Annotated in this window: 21 protein-coding genes; 14 read left to right on the plus strand and 7 right to left on the minus strand. The window is 72.1% G+C overall.

The window, feature by feature from the left end; all coding sequences use genetic code 11:
• Positions 1-36: 36 nt before the first annotated feature.
• Positions 37-474, minus strand: a complete 438-nt coding sequence (locus tag AB0F03_RS02335) for a MarR family transcriptional regulator (RefSeq protein ID WP_361985597.1) — start codon at positions 472-474, stop codon at positions 37-39.
• A gap of 88 nt (positions 475-562) precedes the next feature.
• Here AB0F03_RS02335 and AB0F03_RS02340 point away from each other — a divergent pair, with 88 nt between their 5' ends.
• Both AB0F03_RS02340 and AB0F03_RS02345 read left to right on the plus strand, forming a co-directional pair.
• Positions 563-1,597, plus strand: a complete 1,035-nt coding sequence (locus AB0F03_RS02340) for an NADP-dependent oxidoreductase (protein WP_361985599.1) — start codon at positions 563-565, stop codon at positions 1,595-1,597.
• Between the two features lie 133 nt (positions 1,598-1,730).
• Entirely contained in the window at positions 1,731-2,150 is a 420-nt protein-coding gene (locus AB0F03_RS02345) for an organic hydroperoxide resistance protein (RefSeq protein ID WP_361985602.1), read from the plus strand.
• 200 nt (positions 2,151-2,350) lie between these two features.
• Here the strand turns inward: AB0F03_RS02345 and AB0F03_RS02350 are convergent, their stop codons facing one another.
• Positions 2,351-3,238, minus strand: a complete 888-nt coding sequence (locus AB0F03_RS02350; protein ID WP_361985605.1) for a hypothetical protein — start codon at positions 3,236-3,238, stop codon at positions 2,351-2,353.
• A 200-nt stretch (positions 3,239-3,438) separates the two neighbouring features.
• Between AB0F03_RS02350 and AB0F03_RS02355 the strand changes: the two genes are divergently transcribed.
• The 8 genes from AB0F03_RS02355 to AB0F03_RS02390 all read left to right on the plus strand — a co-directional run bounded on the left by AB0F03_RS02355 (position 3,439) and on the right by AB0F03_RS02390 (position 13,844).
• Positions 3,439-4,596, plus strand: a complete 1,158-nt coding sequence (locus AB0F03_RS02355; RefSeq protein ID WP_361985608.1) for a mandelate racemase/muconate lactonizing enzyme family protein — start codon at positions 3,439-3,441, stop codon at positions 4,594-4,596.
• On the plus strand, positions 4,593-5,597 hold the full coding sequence (locus AB0F03_RS02360; protein WP_361985610.1) for an alcohol dehydrogenase catalytic domain-containing protein: 1,005 nt from the start codon (positions 4,593-4,595) through the stop codon (positions 5,595-5,597). The genes AB0F03_RS02355 and AB0F03_RS02360 overlap by 4 nt, the downstream gene beginning before the upstream one ends.
• A gap of 131 nt (positions 5,598-5,728) precedes the next feature.
• A complete protein-coding gene (locus tag AB0F03_RS02365) occupies positions 5,729-6,727 on the plus strand; it encodes a hypothetical protein (protein ID WP_361985612.1) in 999 nt (332 codons plus the stop codon).
• Positions 6,728-6,731: 4 nt separating this feature from the next.
• Complete coding sequence (chvE, locus tag AB0F03_RS02370) at positions 6,732-7,841, plus strand: multiple monosaccharide ABC transporter substrate-binding protein (RefSeq protein ID WP_361985615.1); 1,110 nt, start codon at positions 6,732-6,734, stop codon at positions 7,839-7,841.
• A 41-nt stretch (positions 7,842-7,882) separates the two neighbouring features.
• Positions 7,883-9,433, plus strand: coding sequence for a multiple monosaccharide ABC transporter ATP-binding protein (gene mmsA, locus AB0F03_RS02375; RefSeq protein ID WP_361985618.1), 1,551 nt, complete (start codon positions 7,883-7,885; stop codon positions 9,431-9,433).
• Entirely contained in the window at positions 9,430-10,674 is a 1,245-nt protein-coding gene (gene mmsB / locus AB0F03_RS02380) for a multiple monosaccharide ABC transporter permease (RefSeq protein ID WP_361985620.1), read from the plus strand. Before mmsA ends, mmsB begins: the two co-directional genes overlap by 4 nt.
• A 25-nt stretch (positions 10,675-10,699) precedes the next feature.
• Entirely contained in the window at positions 10,700-11,854 is a 1,155-nt protein-coding gene (locus tag AB0F03_RS02385; protein ID WP_361985623.1) for an aldose epimerase family protein, read from the plus strand.
• A gap of 103 nt (positions 11,855-11,957) precedes the next feature.
• On the plus strand, positions 11,958-13,844 hold the full coding sequence (locus AB0F03_RS02390; RefSeq protein ID WP_361985626.1) for an aminotransferase class I/II-fold pyridoxal phosphate-dependent enzyme: 1,887 nt from the start codon (positions 11,958-11,960) through the stop codon (positions 13,842-13,844).
• Positions 13,845-13,996: 152 nt separating this feature from the next.
• Here AB0F03_RS02390 and AB0F03_RS02395 read toward each other — a convergent pair whose 3' ends face one another.
• Both AB0F03_RS02395 and AB0F03_RS02400 read right to left on the minus strand, forming a co-directional pair.
• A complete protein-coding gene (locus tag AB0F03_RS02395) occupies positions 13,997-14,647 on the minus strand; it encodes a DUF4360 domain-containing protein (protein ID WP_361985629.1) in 651 nt (216 codons plus the stop codon).
• Between the two features lie 300 nt (positions 14,648-14,947).
• Positions 14,948-15,406: an Rrf2 family transcriptional regulator gene (locus tag AB0F03_RS02400; RefSeq protein ID WP_361985631.1), complete on the minus strand. Its 459-nt coding sequence runs from the start codon at positions 15,404-15,406 to the stop codon at positions 14,948-14,950.
• A gap of 75 nt (positions 15,407-15,481) precedes the next feature.
• Between AB0F03_RS02400 and AB0F03_RS02405 the strand changes: the two genes are divergently transcribed.
• From AB0F03_RS02405 to AB0F03_RS02415, 3 genes are all read left to right on the plus strand, one after another.
• Positions 15,482-18,436 carry a beta-galactosidase gene (locus tag AB0F03_RS02405; RefSeq protein WP_361985634.1) on the plus strand — a complete coding sequence of 985 codons (2,955 nt, stop codon included), beginning with the start codon at positions 15,482-15,484 and terminating at the stop codon, positions 18,434-18,436.
• A gap of 117 nt (positions 18,437-18,553) precedes the next feature.
• A complete protein-coding gene (locus AB0F03_RS02410; protein WP_361985637.1) occupies positions 18,554-19,210 on the plus strand; it encodes a toxin-antitoxin system, toxin component family protein in 657 nt (218 codons plus the stop codon).
• A complete protein-coding gene (locus tag AB0F03_RS02415) occupies positions 19,207-20,436 on the plus strand; it encodes an MAB_1171c family putative transporter (protein WP_361985640.1) in 1,230 nt (409 codons plus the stop codon). Before AB0F03_RS02410 ends, AB0F03_RS02415 begins: the two co-directional genes overlap by 4 nt.
• Positions 20,437-20,473: 37 nt before the next feature.
• Here AB0F03_RS02415 and AB0F03_RS02420 read toward each other — a convergent pair whose 3' ends face one another.
• Both AB0F03_RS02420 and AB0F03_RS02425 read right to left on the minus strand, forming a co-directional pair.
• Entirely contained in the window at positions 20,474-21,319 is an 846-nt protein-coding gene (locus AB0F03_RS02420; protein WP_361985642.1) for an SMP-30/gluconolactonase/LRE family protein, read from the minus strand.
• Positions 21,316-22,089, minus strand: coding sequence for an IclR family transcriptional regulator (locus tag AB0F03_RS02425; protein WP_361985645.1), 774 nt, complete (start codon positions 22,087-22,089; stop codon positions 21,316-21,318). Before AB0F03_RS02425 ends, AB0F03_RS02420 begins: the two co-directional genes overlap by 4 nt.
• Positions 22,090-22,246: 157 nt before the next feature.
• Between AB0F03_RS02425 and AB0F03_RS02430 the strand changes: the two genes are divergently transcribed.
• The gene (locus AB0F03_RS02430; RefSeq protein ID WP_361985648.1) at positions 22,247-22,804 is read left to right on the plus strand and encodes a hypothetical protein; all 558 of its coding nucleotides are present in this window, start codon (positions 22,247-22,249) and stop codon (positions 22,802-22,804) included.
• A 9-nt stretch (positions 22,805-22,813) separates the two neighbouring features.
• On the opposite strand, the gene AB0F03_RS02435 is transcribed toward AB0F03_RS02430, so the two are convergent.
• Positions 22,814-23,689: a hypothetical protein gene (locus AB0F03_RS02435; protein ID WP_361985651.1), complete on the minus strand. Its 876-nt coding sequence runs from the start codon at positions 23,687-23,689 to the stop codon at positions 22,814-22,816.
• Between the last annotated feature and the right edge of the window lie 241 nt (positions 23,690-23,930).

Below are 23,930 nucleotides of genomic sequence, written 5' to 3' on the forward strand. Positions count from 1 at the left end.
ACAAGGACTTTACTGGCTCGGCCCCGGGGCCGAGCCTCAGTCGTCGAGCATGCGGCGGAGCAGGTCCCGCAGGGAGCGGCGCTGCTCCTCGGACAGGCCGGCGAGGGGTTCGCGGGCGAAGTGCAGGCCCTCGCGGAGGTCCCGGGCCACACGCCGGCCCTCCTCGGTCGCGGCGGCCACCTTCACCCGGCGGTCGGCCGGATCGGGGCGGCGCTCCGCCAGCCCGCGGGCCTCCAGGCGGTCCACGATCCCGGTCACGTTCGACGGCTCGCACTTCAGCTTCTGCGCCAGCTTGCGCATGGGCAGCGGCTCCAGGGAGAGCAGGCTCAGGAGGCGGGCCTGCGGGCCGGTCAGCGCGTGCTCGCCCGCCGCCTTCTCGTAGTCCGCGTAGAAGCGGGCCACGACGTCCCCGATCAGCTCGACGACCTCCAGGGTGAGCGCGTCGGGTCGGGGGGGCTTCGGTGGGGTGGACATACCCACCAGGATACCCGGTTACTTGACATCATGAAATATCCATGAGCATGGTTGTTTCAGGTACTGAAGTAAAGAGAAAGGCGCTGTCATGATCAACCGCGAGTGGCACCTGCTCAGCCGTCCCGTCGGCTGGCCCAAGCCCGAGGACTTCGCCCTCGTCGAGACGCCGGTCCCCACGCCGGGTGAGGGCCAGGTGCTGGTGCGGAACAAGTACCTCTCCGTCGACCCGTACATGCGCGGCCGGATGAGTGCCGCGAAGTCGTACACCGCCCCGTTCGAGCTGAACAAGGTCATGCAGGGCGGTGCGGTCGGCGAGGTGATCGAGTCCCGCGCCGAGGGCATCTCCACCGGCGACCACGTCCTGCACTTCTTCGGCTGGCGCGAGTACGCGGTCGTGGACGCGCGCAACGCCGTCAAGGTGGGTCCGGCGGCCGTGCCCGCCGTCAAGGTCGACGCGGGCGCGGCGGACGTACCGCTCTCCACGTACCTCGGCGTCCTCGGCATGACCGGGCTGACCGCCTACGCCGGCCTGCTGCGCACCGCCTCCTTCAAGGAGGGCGACATCGTGTTCGTCTCCGGGGCGGCGGGTGCCGTGGGGAGCCAGGTCGGACAGATCGCCAAGCTCAAGGGCGCCTCCCGGGTCATCGGCTCCGCCGGGTCCGACGAGAAGGTCAAGCTCCTGGTGGAGGAGTACGGCTTCGACGCCGCCTTCAACTACAAGAACGGCCCGGTCGCCGAGCAACTGCGGCAGGCCGCGCCCGACGGCATCGACGTCTACTTCGACAACGTCGGCGGGGACCACCTCGAGGCCGCCATCGGCTCGCTCAACCAGGGCGGCCGGATCGCCGTCTGCGGCATGATCTCGGTCTACAACAACACCGAGCCCGCCCCCGGCCCGAAGAACCTCGCCCGCCTGATCCAGACCCGCGGCCGCATCGAGGGCTTCCTGGTCGGCGACCACTATGACCTCCAGCCCCAGTTCGTCCAGGAGGTCGGCCCCTGGGTCGCCTCGGGTGAGCTGAAGTACCGCGAGACCGTCGTCGAGGGCATCGAGAACAACCTGGAGGCGTTCCTCGGGGTCCTGCGGGGCGACAACATCGGCAAGATGGTCGTCAAGCTCTGACGGCCGCCGTCCGTGACGGCCGCCCCGTTCCCGGGCGGCCTTCCCGTTGCTTTCGGCATGCGGTAAATTCTTTCCGAAATCCGTCGGCGATCGTGGGCGCGAGTCGCGGCGGACCGAAGAGGAAGACAACCGCATGCCCATCACGCAGTCCGACGTCCTGTACACCGCCGTCGCCACCGCCGAGAACGGCCGCGACGGGCGGGTCGCCACCGACGACGGCGCGCTCGACGTCGTGGTGAACCCGCCCGAGGAGATGGGCGGCAACGGCGCCGGCACCAACCCCGAGCAGCTGTTCGCCGCGGGGTACAGCGCCTGCTTCCAGGGGGCGCTCGGTGTCGTCGCGCGGCAGGAAGGCGCCGACGTGTCCGGGTCCACCGTCACCGCGAAGGTCGGTATCGGCAAGAACGAGGACGGGTTCGGGATCATCGTGGAGATCTCGGCGAGCATTCCCGGCGCCGACGAGGCGACGGCGCGGGCGCTGGTCGAGAAGGCTCACCAGGTGTGCCCCTACTCGAAGGCGACGCGCGGGAACATCACCGTGACGCTGGTCTGACGGCCGCTGCGGGGGCCCTGCGGGGGCGGGGCGTCGTGTGCGGGGTGCGGTGAGCTGCCGGGCTCGGGTCGTGGTGGGCTGATCGCGCAGTTCCCCGCGCCCCTTAGGGGGTTGGGGGTGGCCGTTGGGCGGGGGGTGCGGTGAGCTGCCGGGCTCGGGTCGTGGTGGGCCGGTCGCGCAGTTCCCCGCTTGGGGGCGGGTCAGGTGCACCACCAGAGGAAGCGGTCGCAGGTTCTGGTGGGGGTGGGGGCCGGGGTGGGGGCCGTGGTCGTGGGGGTGGCCGTCGGGGTGACGGTGGGCTGGGTGGCGGCCGGGGGCGCGGGGTCGCCACCCGCGGCCGTACCGGAAGGTGTCGTCGTCGGCTGTCCGGACCCGTCCGTGTGCTGAGCGGACGGGGAAGCGGAACGCTCGTCCCGTGGGGACTCCGAGGCCGACGCGGAGGCCGACGCGTCGGCGGACGCGGAGCCGCGCGCGCCCGGGGTCGCGGCGGAGACGGCATCCGGCGGGGCCGCCGTGCGGGCCGGTGCCGCCGGTGAGGCGCCGCCGTCCGCCGCCGCGTCCCCGGCCGGGGCCGGCGTGTCCCCGGTGAACGGCGAGAAGGGCATGTCCGTGCCCAGTTCGGCGAGGCTGAGTCCGCCCGCCGCGAGGACGAACCCGGCGGCGACCAAGGCCGTACGGCGGCGCCTGCGGCGGTGTGCGGCGGCCTTGCGGTCCCGCCGGCTGTCCTCGGCCCGGCCACGGGCCCGCCGTCCGTCGGGCACGACCGCGTCCTCGGCGACCGCAACGCCCTCGAAGGCTTCGGCCGGTTCGGTGGGTTCGTCCGCGGGCTCCTGCTCCCCGTGAACGAAACCGTCGCCGGCTTCGGCGGGCCGGTCCGTGGGCTCCGGCGCGCCGTACGCGTGCCCGCCGGCAGCCGCGGCGCCCCCGGCGGCGTCGGCTTCGAACGGCTGGTTCGTGGCTTGCGGGGGCGTGTACGCGTATGCCTCGTACGCCGTCGGCGGCGCCTGCGCGTACGTGGCCGGTGTTCCGCACCCGGGGCAGGCCAGGGCGCCGTTGAGGTGCCGTTGGCACGGGTGACAGAAGTTCATGACGCCGGAAGACTAGAGTCCGCACGACCCGGCTTCCAGGTGAGACTGTGAAGGTTTCGTGCGGGACCGAAAAAGTTTCCGGTCGCCGTGCCGAAACCGTTACCTGTTCGACCCATTGACACCCCTACCGCACCGTCCTTACTGTCACGCCAGCATTTCGAACGTGTGACGAAATCTCGAACAGCTGAGGGGCAACTGTCGTGCGCATCACCGGAATCAGCACGCACGTGGTCGGTACACCGTGGCGGAATCTGACCTACGTCCAGGTGCACACCGACGAAGGGATCACGGGCGTCGGCGAGACCCGGATGCTCGGTCACACCGACGCGCTGATCGGCTACCTGCGGGAGGCCGAGGCCAACTACATTCTCGGTTCGGACCCGTTCGCCGTCGAGGACCTGGTGCGCCGGATGAAGTACGGCGACTACGGCCGCGCCGGCGAGATCGTCATGTCGGGCATCGCGGTCGTGGAGATGGCCTGCTGGGACATCAAGGGCAAGGCGCTGGGCGTGCCGGTGTGGCAGCTGCTCGGCGGGAAGGTCACCGACAGGGTCAAGGCGTACGCCAACGGGTGGTACACCACCGAGCGGACCCCGGAGGCGTACCACAAGGCCGCGCAGGGAGTCGTGGAGCGCGGTTACCGGGCGCTGAAGATCGACCCGTTCGGCACGGGGCATTTCGAACTGGACCACCGGGAGACCCTGTACGCCGTCTCGCTCATCGAGGCCGTACGGGACGCCATCGGCCCGGAGGCGGAGCTGATGCTGGAGATGCACGGCCGCTTCTCCCCCGCCACCGCCGTCCGGCTGGCCAAGGAGATGGCGCCGTTCACGCCGGCCTGGCTGGAGGAGCCGGTGCCGCCGGAGAACCTCAAGGCGCTGGAGAAGGTCGCGGCCAAGGTCGACATCCCGGTCGCCACCGGTGAACGCATCCACGACCGGATCGAGTTCCGCGAGCTGTTCGACAGCCAGGCGGTGGACATCATCCAGCCCGACGTCGGCCACATCGGCGGCATCTGGGAGACCCGGAAGCTGGCCGCGACCGCCGAGACCCACTACATGCTGGTCGCCCCGCACAACGTGGGCGGGTCCGTGCTCACCGCCGCCTCCCTCCAGGTCGGCTTCACCTCCCCGAACTTCAAGATCCTGGAGCACTTCAACGACTTCGCCGACGCGGAGATCAAGAAGGTGGTCAAGGGGGCGCCGGAGGTCGTGGACGGGTACTTCCACCTGTCCGACGCGCCCGGTCTCGGCGTGGAGCTGGACGTCGACGCGGCGGCCGAGTTCCCGCAGCAGCAGGCCCGGTTCGACCTGTGGGCCGAGGGCTGGGAGCAGCGCAAGCCGAAGGGCACGCAGTGAGTTCCCAGATCCTGGTCGAGGCGCCCGGTGTCCACCGGGTGGAGGCGCACACGCCCCGCGACCCGGGCCCCGGTGAGGCGCTGGTGGCCGTGCACGCGGTCGGGATCTGCGGCAGCGACCGCGAGGTGTACCAGGGCAACCGGCCCGAGGGGTACGTGCGTTACCCGCTCACCCCCGGACACGAGTGGTCGGGGACGGTCACCGCGGTGGGGCCCGGGGTGCCCGGCACGCTCGCCGGCCGCAAGGTCGTCGGCGAGGGCTTCCGCAACTGCCAGGTGTGCGAGCGCTGTCACGCGGGCGAGACCACGCTGTGCACGGCCGGGTACGAGGAGACCGGATTCACCCGGCCCGGCGCCATGGCGGCCACGCTGACCCTGCCGGCCCGGCTGCTGCACGTCCTGCCGGACGACGCCGACCTGACGGCCGCGGCGCTGCTGGAGCCGGCCGCCTGTGTGGCCGCCGCCGCGCTGAAGGCGGACGCCCGGCCGGGTGAGCAGGTCGCGGTGGTGGGCACGGGCACGCTGGGCATGTTCGCCGTGCAGTTCCTGCGGGCCGTCTCGCCCGCGGAGCTGCTCGTCGTGGGCACCCGGAACGACCGGGAGGCACTGGCCCGGCGGTTCGGGGCCACCGGTTTCCGGCTGAAGGACGAGGAACTGCCCGCCGGTTTCGACGTGGTGATCGAGACCGCCGGGTCCGCGTCCGCCGCGCGCACCGCCGCCGCACTGCTGCGACGCGGCGGCCGCCTGGTCCTCACCGGGATCCCGGCGCCGGGCGCGGACGGGCTGGACCCGACCGATCTCGTCGTACGGCAGCTGGAGGTGCAGACGGTCTTCGGGGCGCCGCCGGACGCCTGGGCGCACACCGTGCGGGTGTTCGGCGCCGGGCTGCTGGACCCGCTGCCGCTGGTCACGCACGAGCTGCCGCTGGCCGAGTTCTCGCGGGCCATCGAGCTGGCCGGGGCCGGCGACCCGGCGGTGGGCAAGGTGCTGCTCCGCCCCTAGGGGCTGCCGCCCGAACAGTCGTACGCCGGCCGGGACGCGACCTGACGGCGCCCCGGCCGGCGTACTACCAGCGCCTCGCCGTACCCAGAGCCGCGAACCTTGTCCGATATATCGAACACGAAGGACAGCTTGTGACCGACGCTTCCGCCCCGGCAGTCCGCAGGCCCGGCGAGCAGGTGCTCGCCGCACTCGGCCTGGGGGCGCCCGCCCTCGACCCCGCCGACGCCTCCGCCCGCAGCTTCCCGGGCGGTGGCCGCTGGCGCACCGAGATCCCCTCGTGCGAGGGTCCCGAAGCGCTGGCGGTCATCCTGAAGGAGGCCTCGCGCCTCGACGTGCCGATCCACCGGATCAGCCAGGGCAGCGGCGTGTGGATGCTCACCGACGCCGAGATCACCGAGATGGTGGACGCCACCGCCGAACGCGGCATCGAACTCTGCCTGTTCACCGGCCCGCGCGGCACCTGGGACATCGGCGGCTCGGTGCGGTCCGACTCGCGGGGGGCCGGACTGCGCGCCCGGGGCCACGACGCCGTGGCCGGCTGCGTCGAGGACGCCGTCCGCGCGACCGAACTGGGCGTCAAGTGCCTGCTCGTGGCCGACGAGGGCGTGCTGTGGACCCTGCACCGGGCCCGCGAGGCGGGGATCGTCCCGGCCGACACCACGCTGAAGGTGTCGGCACTCATCGGTCCCGTCAACCCGGCCTCGTACGCCGTCTACGAGCGGCTCGGCGCCGACTCCGTCAACGTGCCCAGCGACCTGACGCTGGACCACCTCACCGAGATCCGCCGGGTGTCCGGCGCCCCCATGGACATGTACATCGAGGCCCCCGACGACCTCGGCGGCTACATCCGGATGTACGAGGTCGCCGAGCTGATCCGGCGCGGCGCACCGCTCTACCTGAAGTTCGGCCTGTCCAAGGCCCCCGGTATCTACCCGTCGGGCACCCACCTCAGGGACCTGACCCTGCACACCGCCCGGGAGCGGGTGCGGCGCGGCCGGCTCGCCCTGGACCTGCTCGCCCGGCACGGCGCGGACGACGGCATGGCGCCCCTCGGCTCCCGGCTGCCCGGACCGCTCCACCGCTTCCCCGCCGAAGCATCCGCTCCCCTCCACGAGACCGACAAGGACTGATCCCATGCGCAACCGCAGAGCCGCACTCGCCGCCACCGCCGCGGCCGCCTCGCTCGCCCTGACCCTGACCGCCTGCGGACAGAGCGGCGACGGCGGCAGCAAGGAGAAGCCCGGTGACACTAAGGGCGCCACCATCGGCATCGCGATGCCGACGAAGTCCTCCGAGCGCTGGATCTCCGACGGCAAGAACGTCGTGAAGGACCTGGAGGCCAAGGGCTACAAGACCAAGCTGGTCTACGGCGAGGACGACCCCGAGCAGCAGGTCTCGCAGATAGAGAACCTGATCACGCAGGGCGTCAAGGGCCTGATCGTCGCGGCCATCGACAACAAGTCCCTGAACAGCGTGCTCCAGCAGGCCGCGGACGCGAACATCCCGGTCATCTCCTACGACCGGCTGATCCTCGGCACCAAGAACGTCGACTACTACGCCTCCTTCGACAACGAGAAGGTCGGCAGGCTCCAGGGCTCGTACATCGCGCACAGGCTCGGCCTGGACAGCGGCAAGAAGGGCCCGTTCAACATCGAGCTGTTCGCCGGCTCCAACGACGACAACAACACCCGGTACTTCTTCAACGGCGCGATGAGCGTCCTGAAGCCGTACATGGACAAGAAGCAGCTCGTCGTCCGCTCCGGCCAGACCGCGCTCAACAAGGTCACCACCCTGCGCTGGGACGGCGCCACCGCCCAGCGGCGCATGGACGACATCCTCACCTCCTCGTACAAGAGCGAGCGGGTCGACGCGGTCCTCTCGCCGTACGACGGCATCTCCATCGGCATCCTGTCCGCGCTGAAGTCGGACGGCTACGGCTCCGGGAACAAGCCGCTGCCGGTCATCACCGGCCAGGACGCCGAACTCGCCTCCGTGAAGTCGATCATCGGCGGACAGCAGACGCAGACCGTCTACAAGGACCTCCGCAAGCTCGCCGAGGTGGCCTCCACGATGGTCGACGACGTCCTGAAGGGCAAGAAGCCGCAGGTCAACGACGTCAAGTCCTACGACAACGGCAGCAAGGTCGTTCCCGCCTACCTGCTCCAGCCGGTCAGCGTCGACAAGACCAACTACGCGGACGTGCTGGTCAAGGGCGGCTACTACACGGCTTCTCAGCTGAAGTAGTCCCGGCCGCCCGATCCCACCACTGACTGAAAGGCACGACCATGGCGGGACCCGTCCTGGAAATGCGCTCGATCGTCAAGACCTTCCCCGGTGTCACAGCGCTCTCGGACGTCACACTGACGGTACGTCAGGGCGAGGTCCACGCCATCTGCGGTGAGAACGGCGCCGGGAAGTCCACCCTGATGAAAGTGCTCTCCGGCGTCCACCCGTACGGCAGTTACGAGGGCGACGTCCTCTTCGAGGGCGAGCCCTGCCGCTTCAAGGACATCCGGGCGAGCGAGCAGCACGGCATCGTCATCATCCACCAGGAGCTGGCGCTGGTGCCGTACCTCTCCGTCGCGGAGAACATCTTCCTCGGCAACGAGCACGCCACGCGCGGCTTCATCAACTGGAACGACACGCTCAGGCACGCCACCGAACTGCTGCGCCGGGTCGGCCTGAGCGACCATCCGGAGACCCGCGTCGCCGACATCGGCGTGGGCAAGCAGCAGCTCGTGGAGATCGCCAAAGCGCTGTCCAAGAAGGTGAAGCTGCTCATCCTGGACGAGCCGACGGCCGCCCTGAACGACGAGGACAGCGGCAAGCTCCTCGATCTGATCCTGGAGCTGAAGAAGCAGGGCATCACCTCGATCATCATCTCCCACAAGCTCAACGAGATCCGCAAGGTCGCCGACTCGGTGACGATCATCCGCGACGGGCACTCCATCGAGACGCTCGACGTGAAGTCGGCGGGGACGACCGAGGACCGGATCATCAGCGGCATGGTCGGCCGCGACCTCGACCACCGCTTCCCCGAGCGCACCCCGCACGAGGCGCAGGAGGGCACGGCCCCGGCCCTGGAGATCCGCGACTGGACCGTGCACCACCCGATCGACCAGCAGCGCAAGGTCGTCGACCGGGTGTCGCTCCAGGTGCGGCGCGGGGAGATCGTCGGCATCGCGGGCCTCATGGGCGCCGGCCGCACCGAACTCGCCATGAGCGTCTTCGGGCGCTCCTACGGCCGGTACGCGGGCGGCACGGTCCTCAAGGACGGCGCGGAGATCCGCACCCGGACGGTCCCCGAGGCCATCGGACACGGCATCGCCTACGTCACCGAGGACCGCAAGCACTACGGCCTCAACCTCATCGACACCATCAACCGCAACATCTCGCTGACCTCCCTGCACAAGGTGGCCCGGCGCGGTGTGGTCGACGAGCACGAGGAGCGGCGGGTCGCCGAGCGGTTCCGCACGTCCATGAACATCAAGGCGCCGACCGTCTTCGAGCCGGTGGGCAAACTCTCGGGCGGCAACCAGCAGAAGGTCGTCCTCAGCAAGTGGATCTTCGCGGGTCCCGACGTGCTGATCCTGGACGAGCCGACGCGCGGCATCGACGTCGGCGCCAAGTTCGAGATCTACACGGTCATCGACCAGCTGGCGGCCGAGGGCAGGGCGGTCGTCTTCATCTCCTCCGAGCTGCCGGAGCTGCTCGGCATGTGCGACCGCATCTACACGATGGCCGCGGGGCGGCTGACCGGCGAGTTCTCACGGGCCGAGGCATCCCAGGAATCGCTGATGCGCCAGATGACGAAGGACAAAGAGGTAACCCGATGAGCACGGACGTGACCGCCAAGACCCCGGCACCGGCGCCGCCCGGGAAGAGCGGCGGCCAGGCCACCGGCGGCCTGCTGCACCTGATCCTGGACGGCCTGCGCAACAACATGCGGCAGTACGGCATGCTGATCGCGCTCGGCCTGATCGTGATCCTGTTCTCGGTGTGGACCGGCGGCGATCTGTTGCTGCCGCGCAACGTCTCCAACCTGGTGCTCCAGAACAGCCACATCCTGATCCTCGCGATCGGCATGATGCTGGTGATCATCGCGGGCCACATCGATCTGTCGGTCGGCTCGCTGACGGCGTTCACCGGCGCGTTCGCGGCCGTCCTCACGGTGGAGCACGGCGTGGCCTGGCCCCTCGCCCTGGTGCTGTGCCTGCTGGTGGGCGCGGTGGCCGGCGCGGTACAGGGCTTCATGATCGCCTACTTCGGCATACCCTCGTTCATCGTCACCCTCGCCGGGATGCTGATCTTCCGCGGCCTGACGGAGATCTTCCTGGAGGGCCAGACCCTCGGCCCGTTCCCGGACGGGCTCCAGAAGATGGGCAACGGCTTCCTGCCGGAGACCGGCCCGGACACGAACTACCACAACCTCACCCTGCTGCTGGGCATCGCCCTGATCGTCTTCACCGTCCTGCGGGAGATCCGCGACCGGCGGCGCCAGCAGGAGTTCTCCCTCGACGTGCTGCCGGGCAACATCTTCCTGCTCAAGCTCGTCGCCATCACCGCCGCGATCCTCGTCGTCACGATGCTGCTCGCCAGCTACAAGGGCGCCCCGATCGTGCTGATCATCCTCGGTGTGCTGGTGGTCGGCTACGGCTACGTCATGCGCAACGCCGTCTTCGGCCGCCACATCTACGCCATCGGCGGCAACCTGCCGGCGGCCAAGCTGTCCGGCGTGAAGGACAAGAAGGTCACCTTCTACGTCTTCCTGAACATGGGCGTGCTCGCGGCCCTGGCGGGTCTGGTGGTCGCCTCCCGCCTGAACGCGGCCTCGCCGAAGGCGGGCCTCAACTTCGAACTCGAGGCCATCGCGTCATCGTTCATCGGTGGTGCCTCCATGAGCGGCGGTGTCGGCACCGTCCTCGGCGCCATCATCGGCGGTCTCGTCCTCGGCGTGCTCAACAACGGCATGAACCTCCTCAGCGTCGGCACCGACTGGCAGCAGGTCATCAAGGGCCTGGCCCTGCTGGTGGCGGTCGGGTTCGACGTGTGGAACAAGCGCAAGTCCGGTTCGTAAGCGCCCAGACAAGGGAGCCGCATCCATGGAACTGAACAGACGCACGGTCATCGCAGGCGCCGCCGCGGCGGGCCTCGCCGCCACCACCCTCGGCACGGGCAGCGCCCGGGCCGCCACCGGGGGCCGGAAACCGGTGAGGGAGCCCTTCGGCACGCTCACCGACGGCACGAAGGTCCACCGCTGGTCGCTGGAGAACGGCGGCACCCGGCTGAAGGTCCTGTCGTACGGCGGCATCGTCCAGTCGCTGGAGATACCGGACCGGCACGGCCGGCACGCCGACGTCGTCGCCGGCTTCGGCGACATCGCCGACTACGAGGCGAAGAGCCCGTACTTCGGCGCCCTGATCGGCCGTTACGGCAACCGCATCGGCAAGGGCCGGTTCACGCTGGACGGCACCAGCCACCAGCTGTCCGTCAACGACGGCGTCAACCACCTGCACGGCGGCGCCAAGGGCTTCGACAAGCACGTGTGGCACGTCGAGCCGTTCACCGAGGGTTCCGACGTCGGCCTGCACCTGCACTACACCAGCGTCGACGGCGAGATGGGCTACCCGGGCACCCTCCGGACGAAGGTGACGTACACCCTCACCCGGCACGGCGACTGGCGCATCGACTACGCGGCCACCACCGACCGATCCACCATCGTCAACCTGACCAGCCACGTGTACTGGAACCTGGCCGGCGAGGGCAGCGGCACGATCGAGGACCACGAGCTGACGATCGCCGCCGCCCGCTACACCCCCACCGACTCCGGCCTGATCCCCACCGGCGAGCTGGCCGGGGTCGCGGGCACTCCCTTCGATTTCCGCCGGGGCAAGCCGGTCGGCCGGGACCTGCGGGCGGGCCACGAGCAGCAGGTGACGGCCAAGGGGTACGACCACAACTGGGTCCTGGACAAGGGCGTCACCGCCCGGCCCGAACACGTCGCCACGCTCCGCGACCCGCGCTCCGGCCGCACCCTGCGGATCGCCACCGACCAGCCGGGCCTCCAGTTCTACTCCGGCAACTTCCTCGACGGCACCCTGACCGGCACCGGTGGCCGCACCTACCGCCAGGGCGACGCCCTCTGCCTGGAGACCCAGCACTTCCCGGACTCGCCGAACCACCCGGATTTCCCCTCGACGGTGCTCCGGCCGGGGCAGACGTACCGGACGACGACGGTCCACACGTTCGGGGCGTGAAGCGGCTCACACAGCCGCCGAGTTGAACGCCACTGACGCCTCCTGCGTACCAGTGGGCGGCCCGTGCTCCCCCCCGCACGGGCCGCCCCGGACGGAGGTTCCCTTGCCTGACAACGTCACCTCGTTGTTCCGCGACGCCGCCGCGCACAGCCCGTCGATGGCGGCGCTGACGCGGGAGAGCGACGGGTCGGGCCCGGTGGACTTCTGCATCCCGTGCAACCCGTACTTCCCCACCCCCGCCATGTTCGAGGAGATGGGGGCCCGGCTGCGCGAGATCATCACGTACTACCCGAGCAGCGCCGACACCATCACCGCGGAACTGTGCGGCCTGCTTCAACTGCCCCCGCAGTGCGTGGCGATGGGCAACGGTTCCACGGAGCTGATCACCTGGATCGACCACCTCCTCGTCCGCGAGTCCCTGGCGATCCCGGTGCCCGCCTTCGGCCGCTGGACCGACCAGCCGATGGAGACGGGCAAGCGGGTCGACATGTTCCCGCTCCAGGAGGCGAACGGCTTCGCCCTGGACCTCGGCCGGTACGCCGAGTTCATCCGCGCCCGGGGCACCCGGGTCGCGGTGGTCTGCAACCCGAACAACCCCGACGGCGGCTATCTGCACCGCCGGCAGGTCGTGGAGTTCATGGACGCCATGGCGGACCTCGACCTGGTGATCGTGGACGAGTCCTTCTTGGAGTTCGCCGACGCGGAGGCCGAGCCGAGCGTCGTCCAGGAGGCCATGCTCCGCCCCAACGTCGTCGTGCTGCGCAGCCTCGGCAAGAACTTCGGCCTGCACGGCGTGCGCTTCGGCTACCTCGTCGCGAACCCGGCGCTCGCGGGCCGGATCCGCTCGATGCTGCCGAAGTGGAACCTCAACTCCCTGGCCGAGCACGTGGTGTTCATGCTGCGCGAGCACGGGGCCGAGTACGCGCAGAGCCTGGAGCAGATCCGCCGCGACCGGCTGGACATGGCCGGCCGGCTCTCCGCGCTCCCCGGCCTCACGGTCTACCCCTCCCAGGGCAACTTCCTCTTCGTGCGCCTGCCCGTCGGTGCCGAGGGCACGGTGGTCCGGGACCGGATGCTCACCGAGCACCGGATCATGGTCCGCGAATGCGGCAACAAGATCGGATCCTCCAGCCGCTTCCTGCGGCTCGTGGTGCGCCCCCAGGTCGACGTGCGTCGCCTGGTGTCCGGCCTGGAACAGGTGCTCCACGGGTCCAGGAGGGGAGCCGCCGTACCCGGGCCGGGCGCCGGGACCAGCTACAGCTCGGGTACGGCGGCGGTCGACCGGCTGGTCAGCGAGACCAACGGGGCGGGTCTGCCGGGGCTGGCCGCCCGTGCCGTCGCCCCGGCCGCCCCGGCCACCGGCACGGGCGGGGCCGTCGCCCCGGCCGCCCCCGCCCCGGCCACCGGCACCGGCATGCCGCTCCCCGCCGCCGTACCGCCGGCCGGCACGGGAACACCGATCCCGGCGGCGGCCTCCCTCCCCCAGCCGTCCCCCGCTCCCTTCTCCCAGCCGACGTACCCCCCGGCCCCCCAACCGGTGTCGGCCCCGGCCCCCCAACCGGTGGTGACCCCGTCCCCCCAACCGGTGGTGACCCCGTCCCCCCAACCGGTGTTCACCCCGACCCCCCAACCGGTGTTCACCCCGGCTCCGCAACCGGCGTACGTCCAGATGCCGGCCCCTCTGCCGACACCGGCACCCGCACCGGCACCCGCGCCGCCCGCCTATCCCGCCCCGGCTCCGGTACCGCTGCCCACGCCGGTCCCGCTGCCCACCCCGCCCCCCGCGCCCGCGCCCCTGGCCCCCGCGGCGTTCGCCGCCCCCGGCCCCACTCCGCCCGGTGTCCCGGCCCGCGGCGGGCTCACCGCGGCACAGGTCCGCGGGAGGACGGCCCCGGCTCCGGCCACGGGCCTGACGCCCGCCCCCGCGACGGGCTGGCCCAACGCCCAGAGCTGGCCGAACGCGGCGGGCACGGGACAGGCGGCCGGTTAGCGGCCGTCCCCGGCCCGACGCGACCCGCCGGCAGGACCCGCCCGGCCGCGCCGCACGGCCCAGCCGCACCGCCCGGCCGCGCCGCGCCGCACCCGCCGGAGCCCGCGGTCCCTCTCCGTGAGGGCCGCGGGCTCCGGTGGTCTCCGTAGGGGTCAGGACTTCGGGCAGTCCTTCCAGGCCATGTGGTACACCGTGCTGATGTCCCCGTCGGTCGAGTCCATCGTCATGAAGCTGACCTTGTCGGGGGCCGCGGTGCCGGCGTTCACCCGCAGCTCGGTGTTGATGTTGAAGTTGCGCAGCACCCCGCAGGGCGCCCAGACGAGTTGGGCCCAGTCGGTGGAGTCGGTGGCCTGCCAGTCGTCGTTGTAGGGGCCGCCGAACGGGTGGGTCCGGGGCACGGTGCTGGAGGAGCCCTGGAAGTAGTACGACGCCTTCTGCGTGGCCGTGGCGCCCCGCTGGAGCGAGGCGAAGCCGCGGTAGTCCGCGCTGGCTATCGCGTAGGTGAAGCCCTGCGGGACGTGGACCACCAGGTTCAGCTGGCAGTTCTTGCGGAAGGCCGTGGGGTCGGAGTTGCCGCCGGCCTGGGCCAGGTAGGCGCTGTAGGTGACGGTGAAGGCCGTGTTGTCCGGTGAGACCGCCACGGCGGCCGTACCGGCGGGGCAGCCGGAGCCGTTCACCGTCGCCACATCGATGACGATCTTGTCCGGGGGCGGGTCGTCGAACACGGAGGAGGGATTCTGGGCGGGCAGTGCGGTGGTGAGCAGAGCGGCCACGGCGCCGCTCAGGAGGAGTCCACCGGTCATGGTTTCTCCCGGGTTGTCGGGTGGGGGGTGCGCCTCCCTCCGGAGTCCGTCCACAGGTGAAGGATCTGTGTGTCATCTGTGAAGCGGGGAGGGAGGCGTGGGCATCGTAGGGAGCCCGGCCCGGGCCCGGCAGGGTGAACTCCGGCCATTCACACCGGGGTTTTCACGGTGCCCGGCCCAGCGCTCACCCGCCCAGGACGCCCCGGGGCACCAGCGAATTTCTTGATCATGCCGGGTCCGACGACGGACATCCGCGGGGGGAAACCCGCGTGTCCCCCGGCTGGACGAGCGGCAGAGTCTCTAGGGGTTCTCCCAGGCGGCCGGTTCCGCCGCGAGCGTCCGGACGGGTTCGGGCAGGGTGTCCGCGGCGAGGTCGGCGAGGGTGACGCCCTCCAGGATGCGGCGGACGTTGGCGCGCAGGGCGATCCACAGGGGCAGCAGGGGCTGGGCCGTACCCGTGTAGGCGAGGCCGGTCGGGCGTTCGCCGCGTACCGACACGATCGGGCCGTCGACCGCGCGGATGACGTCCGCCACGGTGATCGCCGCCGGGTCCCGGGCGAGCCGGTAGCCGCCGCCCCCGCCGCGCCGGCTGTCCACGATCCCGGCCCGCCGCAGGTCGCCCAGGATGCCCTCCAGGAACTTGTGCGGGATCTCCTGTACGGCGGCGATCCGCTCCGCCTTCACCGGGCCGTCACCCTGCCGTACGGCCAGCTCCAGCACCGCCCGTACCGCGTAATCCGCCCGCGCCGAGATCCTCATGCGTCCATTGTGGGGCGTCCTTGCGTGCAGAATGGCCGCACCCGCGCCCCGTAAGATCGCCCGGGAGGATCCACCTTGGCGCTCAGCAGACGTACCTTCAGTGCCCTGACCGGCTCGGCCGCGCTCGGTCTCGCCATGGGCGGCAGCGGCGGCCCGGGGGCGCCCTCGGCGTACGCGGGCGCCGGTGTGCCGACCGGCCCGGCGCCGGCCCCGCCGGGCGCGGACGGTGCCCGGCACACCATCGGCTACGACCGCCACTCCCTGCTCGTGGACGGGCGGCGGCTGGTGGTCTGGTCCGGGGAGATGCATCCGTTCCGGCTGCCCAGCCCCTCCCTGTGGCGGGACGTGCTCCAGAAGATGCGGGCCCACGGCTTCAACGCCGTGAGCATCTACGTGGCCTGGAACTACCACTCCCCCGCGCCGGGCCGGTACGACTTCACCGGCGTCCGGGACCTCGGCCTGTTCCTGCGGACGGCCGCAGAGACCGGGCTGTACGTCATCGTGCGGCCGGGCCCGTACATCAACGCCGAGGTCGACGGCGGTGGCTTCCCCGGCTGGCTGACGGCGGCGAAGGGCACGGCCCGCACCGACGACCCGGCCTATCTCGCGCACGTCGACGAGTGGCTGACCCGGGTGAACCGGATCGTGCGCGAGCACCTGTTCACGCGGGGCACGGGGACGGTCCTGCTGTACCAGATCGAGAACGAGTACGACGCCCATGTGAGCGAGGCCGCCGGCCGGAACTACCTGGCCCACCTGTACCGGAAGGTGCGGGCCGACGGGATCGACGTGCCGCTGTTCCACAACGACAAGGGGCGCAACGGGTACTGGGTGCCCGGGTCGTTCGACACCGGCGGGGAGCGGGGCGGCTGGCTGTACGGGTTCGACGGGTACCCCTCGCCCGACCGGACCCCGCCGGACTGGGGGCACTACGGGCCCGGCGGGCCGAAGGGCGGGGCCACGGCGTCGCCGTCCACGCCCGGGTTCGTGCCCGAGTTCGGGGGCGGCTGGTTCGACCCGTGGGGCGGGGCCTGGTTCGACGGCAAGGGGTACGCCGAGTCGCGGCGCACCCGGGACGCGGCCTACGAGCGCCGCTTCTACCTGACCAACCTCGCCAACGGCCTCACCCTCCACAACGTGTACATGACGTTCGGCGGCACGTCGTGGGGCTGGCTGCCCGCGCCCGTCGTCTACACGTCGTACGACTACGGCGCCGCCATCGACGAGGCCCGCAACGTCACCGACAAGATCGCCCCGCTGCACCAGCTGGGGCACCTGCTGCAACGCGTGCCCGCCTTCGCCAGGCTGGACCGGGCGGCCGACGTGCGGGCCGAGGGCCTGAAGGTCTACCACCTCACCAACCAGGACACCGGCACCCACGTGTACGTCGCCCGCAACGACGGCACCGACGAGGTCACCAGCGACCTGCCGACCGACGCCGGCCGGCTGCGGATCACCGTGCCCGGCAAGGACGCCAGGCTGCTCACCACCGGACTGCCGCTGGGCGCGCGGACCCTGGACTACGCCACCGTCGCGCCCATGCTGTGCCTGACGGCGGGCCGCCAGGACATCGCCGTGTTCGCGGGCCGGCGCGGCGAGATGGCCGAGCTGGTGCTGAGGTGCCCGGCCGAGCCGTACGTGCAGCGGCTGGACCCGGAGGCCGCCTGGGTCTACGACCGGGACCGGCTCCACGTGAGCGCCCCGCTCGGCCGGGGCGGCCTGATCCGGGTGCTGGTGCGCAAGGGCGAGACCGACACCCCGCTGCTGCTGCTCTTCGCCGACGACGCCACCGCCGTCCGCCTCTTCCCGTACGACACCCCGTCCGGAACCCTGCTCGTGTACGGCCCGGCCCTGCTGCGCCACGCCGAGGTGCGCGGCTCCGAGGTCCATCTGACCGGTGACATCAGCGAGGCGTCCGGCCTGGAGGTGTGGGGTCCGCGCGGGATCGACACCCTGGTGTGGAACGGCCGCCGCCAGGCCACCCGGATCACCCTCTCCGGCAGCGTGAAGACCACCGGCGACCTGCCGGCCGTCCCCGAGGTCCGGCTGCCCGCGCTGGGCGGCTGGCGGATGCGCACGGAGAACCCGGAGGCGGGCCCGGGCTTCGACGACTCGACGTGGCGGGCCGCGGACAGGACCTCGTCGTACAGCACCACGGCCGTCCCGGCCGGGCAGCCGGTGCTGTTCGCCGACGACTACGGCTTCCACTACGGAGACGTCTGGTACCGGGGCACCCTCACCGGCACCACCGGCGTCGAGGCGGTCTCGCTCGCCTACAGCAGCGGCACCCAGGGCCTGCTGATGGCCTGGCTGGACGGCGAACCGCTCGGCACCCACCGCATGCCCGTGCCCGACAAGGAGACGACGATCCGCAAGGGCACCTGGACGGACACGGCGATCTTCCCGGTGCGCGCGCGGCTGCGCTCCCCCGGCCGGCACGTGCTGTCCGTCCTCGTCCGGCGCATGCAGCACGACCAGGACGGCAAGTCCCTCGACACGCACAAGGCGGCACGCGGGCTGACGGCCGTCACCTTCGAGGGGGCCTCCCCGAAGGTGCGCTGGCGCATCCAGGGCGAGGGCGCTCCCGACCCGGTGCGCGGGCCGATGAACAACGGCGGGCTGCACGGGGAGCGGAAGGGCTGGCACCTGCCCGGCTTCCGGGACCGGGACTGGGAGAAGGTCACCTTCCCGCGCGCCGTGCGACGGCAGGGCGTCACGTGGTACCGGACCGACTTCCGGCTGTCGGTGCCGGCCGACGTCGACGCCTCAGTGGGGCTGACCCTGGAGGACGACCCGTACCGCGCCTACCGCGCGCAGATCTTCCTCAACGGCTGGAACCTGGGCCAGTACATCAACAACGTGGGCCCGCAGCACACCTTCGTCCTGCCCAACGGCATCCTGCGCACCCGGGGCACCAACACCCTCGCGCTGGCGGTCCTCTCGGAGTTCACCACGCTGTCGGGGCCGGGGTCGGTGCGGCTGACCCTGCTGGGCACGGCGACGGGCGGAGTGCCGGTCACGCCCGTCTGACCGCACTGCGGAACAGATCGTTCCGCGCGGGACGGCGGTCACCGGATCGCATGACGCGGACACGCCCGGACGCGTACGCTCGGACCGGCCGGACACCGCGGACGGGAAGGGAGAGCGATGAGCTTCGGCGGCGCGCGAGAAGGAGCCGCACGCCTGGCCGCACGCCTGCGGCGCCCCCGTCCGCGCTCCGCGATGCGCTCCCTGGCCCGGGACCTCGCCACCGCCGTCCGCGCCCGGCCCCGGCAGCCCGACGGCGTACGCGAACTGTGCCTGGCACTGTGCGAGGAGATGGGCGCGCTGCGCGGCGGACGGCCGGTGGAGGTGCGCTTCGAACGGTTCCCGGACGAGATCGAAGTCACCGGACTGTGGGTGGAGTTCACCGACTTCGACCTGGTCATCGTGGAGGAACGCGCCGAAGCCGTGCAGCAACTGGTCATCCTCGGCCACGAACTGTGGCACCTGCACGCCGGACACCGCCACCAGCACCTGACCGGGGCCGCCGCCCGCGCCCTCGCCGGCACCCCCGGCTGGCGGGAGACGGCCCTCACGGTGGCCGCCCGCAATGGTTCCCGGGAGGCCGACGAGGCCGAGGCCGACGAGTTCGGGCACCGGCTGGCCACCCTCTTCCGGGACCGTCTCTCCCGCACCCGCGGCCTGCCCCTCGACCCCGTCCAGCGTTCCCTCGGCTACCGCGGACGGGAACGGGCGGGTGAGCGCGAAGGGCGTCCCCCGGAGGCGGACCACGCGGCGGGCACAGGTGGAGCCACGCGGTGACCCGGCTGGCGCTGGATCCCTCGGGACTCCTCGGCGAGTTCTACATCTCCTTCTGGGTCCCCACCGCCGTGCTCACCACCGCCCTGGTGATCAAGCTGCCCTCGATCATCCGGTTATGGCGGGACCCGCTGCTGCGCGCGGTCGGCGGCCTGCTGCTGCTCGCCTGTGCGGTGTTCGCGTTCTGCGCGCCCTCCACCATCGCCGGGGTGAACCGGCTGACCGGCGTGCCCAACATCTCGGCGCCCTGGTGCTACTCGCTGATCACCGCGTTCTGCGGCTCCTGCCTGCTGCTCATCATCACCTGGCGCAACGGCCTGTCCGACCGCTCGGCCGCCACCCGCCGCGCGAGGCGCTGGGTGATCGCGGTCTACTCCGGGGTGATCGCCGCCCTGTGGACGCTGTTCCTGCTCGCCGACGCCCCCGAGGAACGGCTGCGGGACCTCGACACCTACTACGCCACCACGCCGTTCATGCGCGAGGAGATCCTGCTCTACCTCCTCGCGCACTCCGCCGCCTGCCTGATCACGTCCCGCCTCGTCTGGAACTGGGTGCGCGCCGAGGGCCTGGACGCCTGGCTGCGGTGGGGACTGAAACTGCTGGGCGCCGGCTACGTGCTCAACCTGATCTTCGACGCGGCCAAGCTGACCGCCGTCGTCGCCCGCTGGTGCGGCCGTGACCTGGACTGGCTCAGCACGGACCTGGCCCCGCCGGTCGCCGCGCTGTCCGCCATCGTCATCGCGGCCGGCTTCATCCTGCCGCACGCCGGGCAGTACCTGCGCGACCGCTGGCGGATCCGGCTCGCCCACCGTGAACTGGGGCCCCTGTACCGGCTGATGCGCGCCGCGAGCGGTGACGGCGTGCCGTTCGTGCTGCGCGCCACCCCCGAACTCCGGCTCACCCGGCGGGAGACTTTCATCCGGGACGTGCTGCTGCCGCTGGCCCGGCACATCGACACCGGCCTGGGCAGCCGGTCCTACGACGCCGCGCTCGGGCTCGGTCATCCCCCGGAGCGGGCCCGGGCGCTGGCCGCCGCGGTGAGCATCCTCGACGCCGTCGGCGCCGGGGGCCGTACGCCGGCACCGCCCGGACAGGCCGCCGGGCCCGACACCACCGGCCTGCTCCAGGAGATCGGGGCCGTCTCCCGCGCCCTCGGCCGTCCCGGCGACATCGAGGCGGTCCGCGCCCGTGCCACCGCCCCGGCGAAGAGCGTCGCCGCACACGAGTGAGGGACGTCCTGCCCGGCGGACCCGCCGCCGGTCGGGCTCAGCCCGTGAACGCCGGCTGGGGCAGGCCCCGGCCCGCGTCCGGGATCACCAGGAGCGAGCCGGACAGGGGGTGCGGTGCCGGCAGGCCCGTACGGGCCGTCGTGATGTACAGGTCGGTCAGCGCGGGGCCGCCGAACGCGCAGGCCGTCGTGCGCGGCGCGGGCACCCGGATCACCCGGTCGAGCACCCCGTCGGGCGTGTACCGGCGCACCGCGCCGCCGTCCCACAGCGCCACCCACACACAGCCCTCCGCGTCGACCGTGAGGCCGTCCGGGTAGCCCGCGCCCTCCTCGATCTCCACCAGGGGGCGGCGGTCGCGCACACCGTCCGCGTCGTGGTCGAAGACGTCCACGCGGCGGGTCGGGGTGTCGACGTAGTACATGAGGCTGCCGTCGGGACTCCAGCCGGTGCCGTTGCTGACGGTGACGTCGGCGAGGACCGTGTGCACCGTACCGTCCCCGGTCAGCCGGGACAGGGTGCCGCCGCCCGTCGCCTCGTCGTAGCGCATCGTGCCCGCCCACAGCGAACCGTCGGGTGCCACCGCGGCGTCGTTCGCGCGGCGGCCGGCGACCGGCTCGTGGTGCAGCCAGCGGAAGGTGTCGTCGGGGTCCAGCAGGCCCACGCCGTCCCGCAGGTTCAGCACCAGGCCGCCGCCCGCCCGGGGCTTGACCGCGCCGACGTGCTGTTCGGTCGTACGGACCGTGCGCCGGCCGGTCACCGGGTCGTACGTGTGCACCCGCATGCCCAGGACGTCGAGCCAGATCAGCCGGCCCGTCGCCGGGTCCCAGGTCGGTCCCTCGCCGAGCGCCGCCCCGGCCCGCACCGCCACCTCGTACGCCGTCATGCCGCGCTCCGGTGGCCCAGGCGCTCCGACAGCTCCGCCGCGCCCTTCACGGCGAGCTGCTCCAGCTCGGCCCGGCGTTCCTCGCTCCAGCGGATCATGGGGACGGAGATGGACAGGGCGGCCACGACCTGGCCGGTGCGGTCGCGGACCGGCGCGGCCACGCAGGAGACGTCCGGGTTGGACTCGCGGTTCTCCACCGCGAGCCCGCGCTGCCGGATCTCCGCCAGGGCCTCGCGCAGGGCGGCCGGTCCGGTGATGCTGTTCGGGGTCATCGCGGCCAGCTCGGTGCCGTCGGGGATCCGCGCGGCCAGCTCCGGCTCCGGCAGGGAGGCCAGCAGCATCTTGCCCACGGAGGTGCAGTGGGCGGGGAGGCGGCGGCCGGCGGCGGAGACCATACGGACCGCGTGCGTGGAGTCGACCTTGGCGATGTAGATGACGTCGGTGCCCTCGAGGATGGCGACATGGACCGTCTCGTCGCAGGTCTCGGCGACGGAGCGGGCCACCTGCTGGCCCTCGGCGGCGAGGTCGAGCTGTTCGGCGTAGCGGCTGCCGAGCTGGTACGGCCGTACGCCGAGCCGGTACCGTCCGGGCTGTCCGGGCAGCGGCACGATGTACGAGCGGGCGGCGAGCGTGGTGACCAGCTCGTGCACGGTGGTGCGCGGCAGCTGGAGCCGGCGCACGATGTCGGGGGCGGACAGCGTCCCGTCCCCGTCGAGGAACAGCTCCAGAATGTCGAGAGCCCGGGTCACGGCAGGCACGAGGCGTCCCACGTCCGGCCCCCTCCCTTTGGGTCTAGGCGCCTGCGGGCGATATCCCCGACGTTCGAGATATCAACAGACGATCGGCATGACGAACACAGGCTAGTCAGGGAAGGGGGTGCGGGCAATGGCCGGGGACGGACGGAACGGACCGGGCACCATGGGTGCCATGCGACTCGACTTCCAGCTGGTGCTGCTGCGCCGGATGGCCGACCACAACCCCGGCCTCGTCGAGGAGGCCCGCCGCGAACTGGGCGCCTCGCTCGCACAGATGCGGGAGACGAACAAGCGCTGGCAGGCCATGGTCCGCTCGCCGCGGTCCCGGGGCGCCGCCGCGCGCTACCGCTCCGTCCTCGGCGGACCCGCCCGCGTGCTCCCGCGCCGGCTCGGTGACGTCGACTGCGAAGCCTGGCAGTGGGCCCTCCCGCTCTGGCCCGGCCTGCGCTTCGAGATCCTCGTCGGGCCCGACGGCGGGGTCTGGAACGAGTGGCTGGTGCGGGCGCCGGACGCCCCCGCCCCGGACCTGCGCGCCCTGGAGGACCTGACGCCCTGGTCGTGCACGGTGGACGAGGCGGCCCGCGCGTTCGCCCCCGCCCGCCCGCTGGAGGGCACGGCCCCGACCCGCTGGGGGCTGGCGTTCACCGCCCCCGACCGGGCCGGCACCCGGCACGAGGTGGTCGCCGAGTTCACCTGGGGCCTGCTCCAGCGCACGGCGGTCGTCACCTGAGCCGCGCGGCTATCCGGCGCCGGCCGCCGTCAGGACCGCCGCCGTCACACGCTCCAGCGAGCCCGGGTGGAGCCACAGGAAGAGGTTGGGCTCCACCAGCTCCAGTTCCATCAGGCGGGGTGCGCCGTCCTCCCCGTCCACCAGGTCCACGCGCGCGTACAGCAGCCCGAAGCCGCCGGGCACGGCCGCCAGCGCCCGTTCGGCGACGGCGAGTTCGGCGGCCGTGGGCCGCCAGGGCTCCAGGCCGGGATGGGCGACCTTGACGGCGTCGTACGGGGTGCCGGCGGTCAGCACGGCCCCCTTGCGGCTGGCGTGCAGCAGCCGGCCGCCGAAGAACTGGAGCGCCCGCTCGCCGTTGACGTCGATGCCCGGCATGTAGGGCTGCACCATCGCCGTGAGGCCCTCCGCGTGCATCCGCGCGAGCTGCCGCAGCGCCGTGTCGTGTTCGGCGGGCGTGTACCGGGCGGCGAACCGGGCGCCCGCACCTGACGTCGGCTTGATGACGAAGTCGTGGCCGTCGGGCAGGCCGGCCGGCTCGCCCGGCGCCGCGTAACGGGTCGGCACGGTGGGCACGCCGGCCGCCGCCAGCTCCCCGAGGTAGCGCTTGTCGGTGTTCCAGCGCACCACGGACGCCGGGTTGGCCAGCCGGGTCAGCGCGCCGGCCCGCTCCACCCAGGCGGTGAACTCCGCGGCCCGCCAGCTGTAGTCCCAGGTGGAGCGGATGACGACGAGGTCGTAGCCGCCCCAGTCCACCGCCGGGTCGTCCCAGTACGGTGCGTCCGTCCGCGCCCCGGCGTCCCTCAGCGCCCGCACCAGCAGGGGCAGGTCGGTGTCCCTGCTCGGCTCGGACCCGGGGTCGTAGGTGGCCAGGGCGATGCGGGGCACGGCGGGCTCCCTGTCGTACGGCGGTTCGATGGGCGGGCGCTGCGAGGCTAACAAGCACCACGCGACCCCGGCACGCCAGGTGACCTTCCCCCTCGGGGAGGCCCCGGCGCCGGTGGCGGACGACCTCCGGCGCTCCGACCGGGGTCGTACCCGGCGAGCGGGTCCGGGAGCCGCCGGCCGGCGGTCCCGACGACGTCAGTCGTGCGGTCGCCGATGTGGTGGACACCTCACCGGTCCGAGG

Source organism: Streptomyces sp. NPDC028722 (assembly GCF_040637655.1).
Classification (GTDB): Bacteria; Actinomycetota; Actinomycetes; order Streptomycetales; family Streptomycetaceae; genus Streptomyces.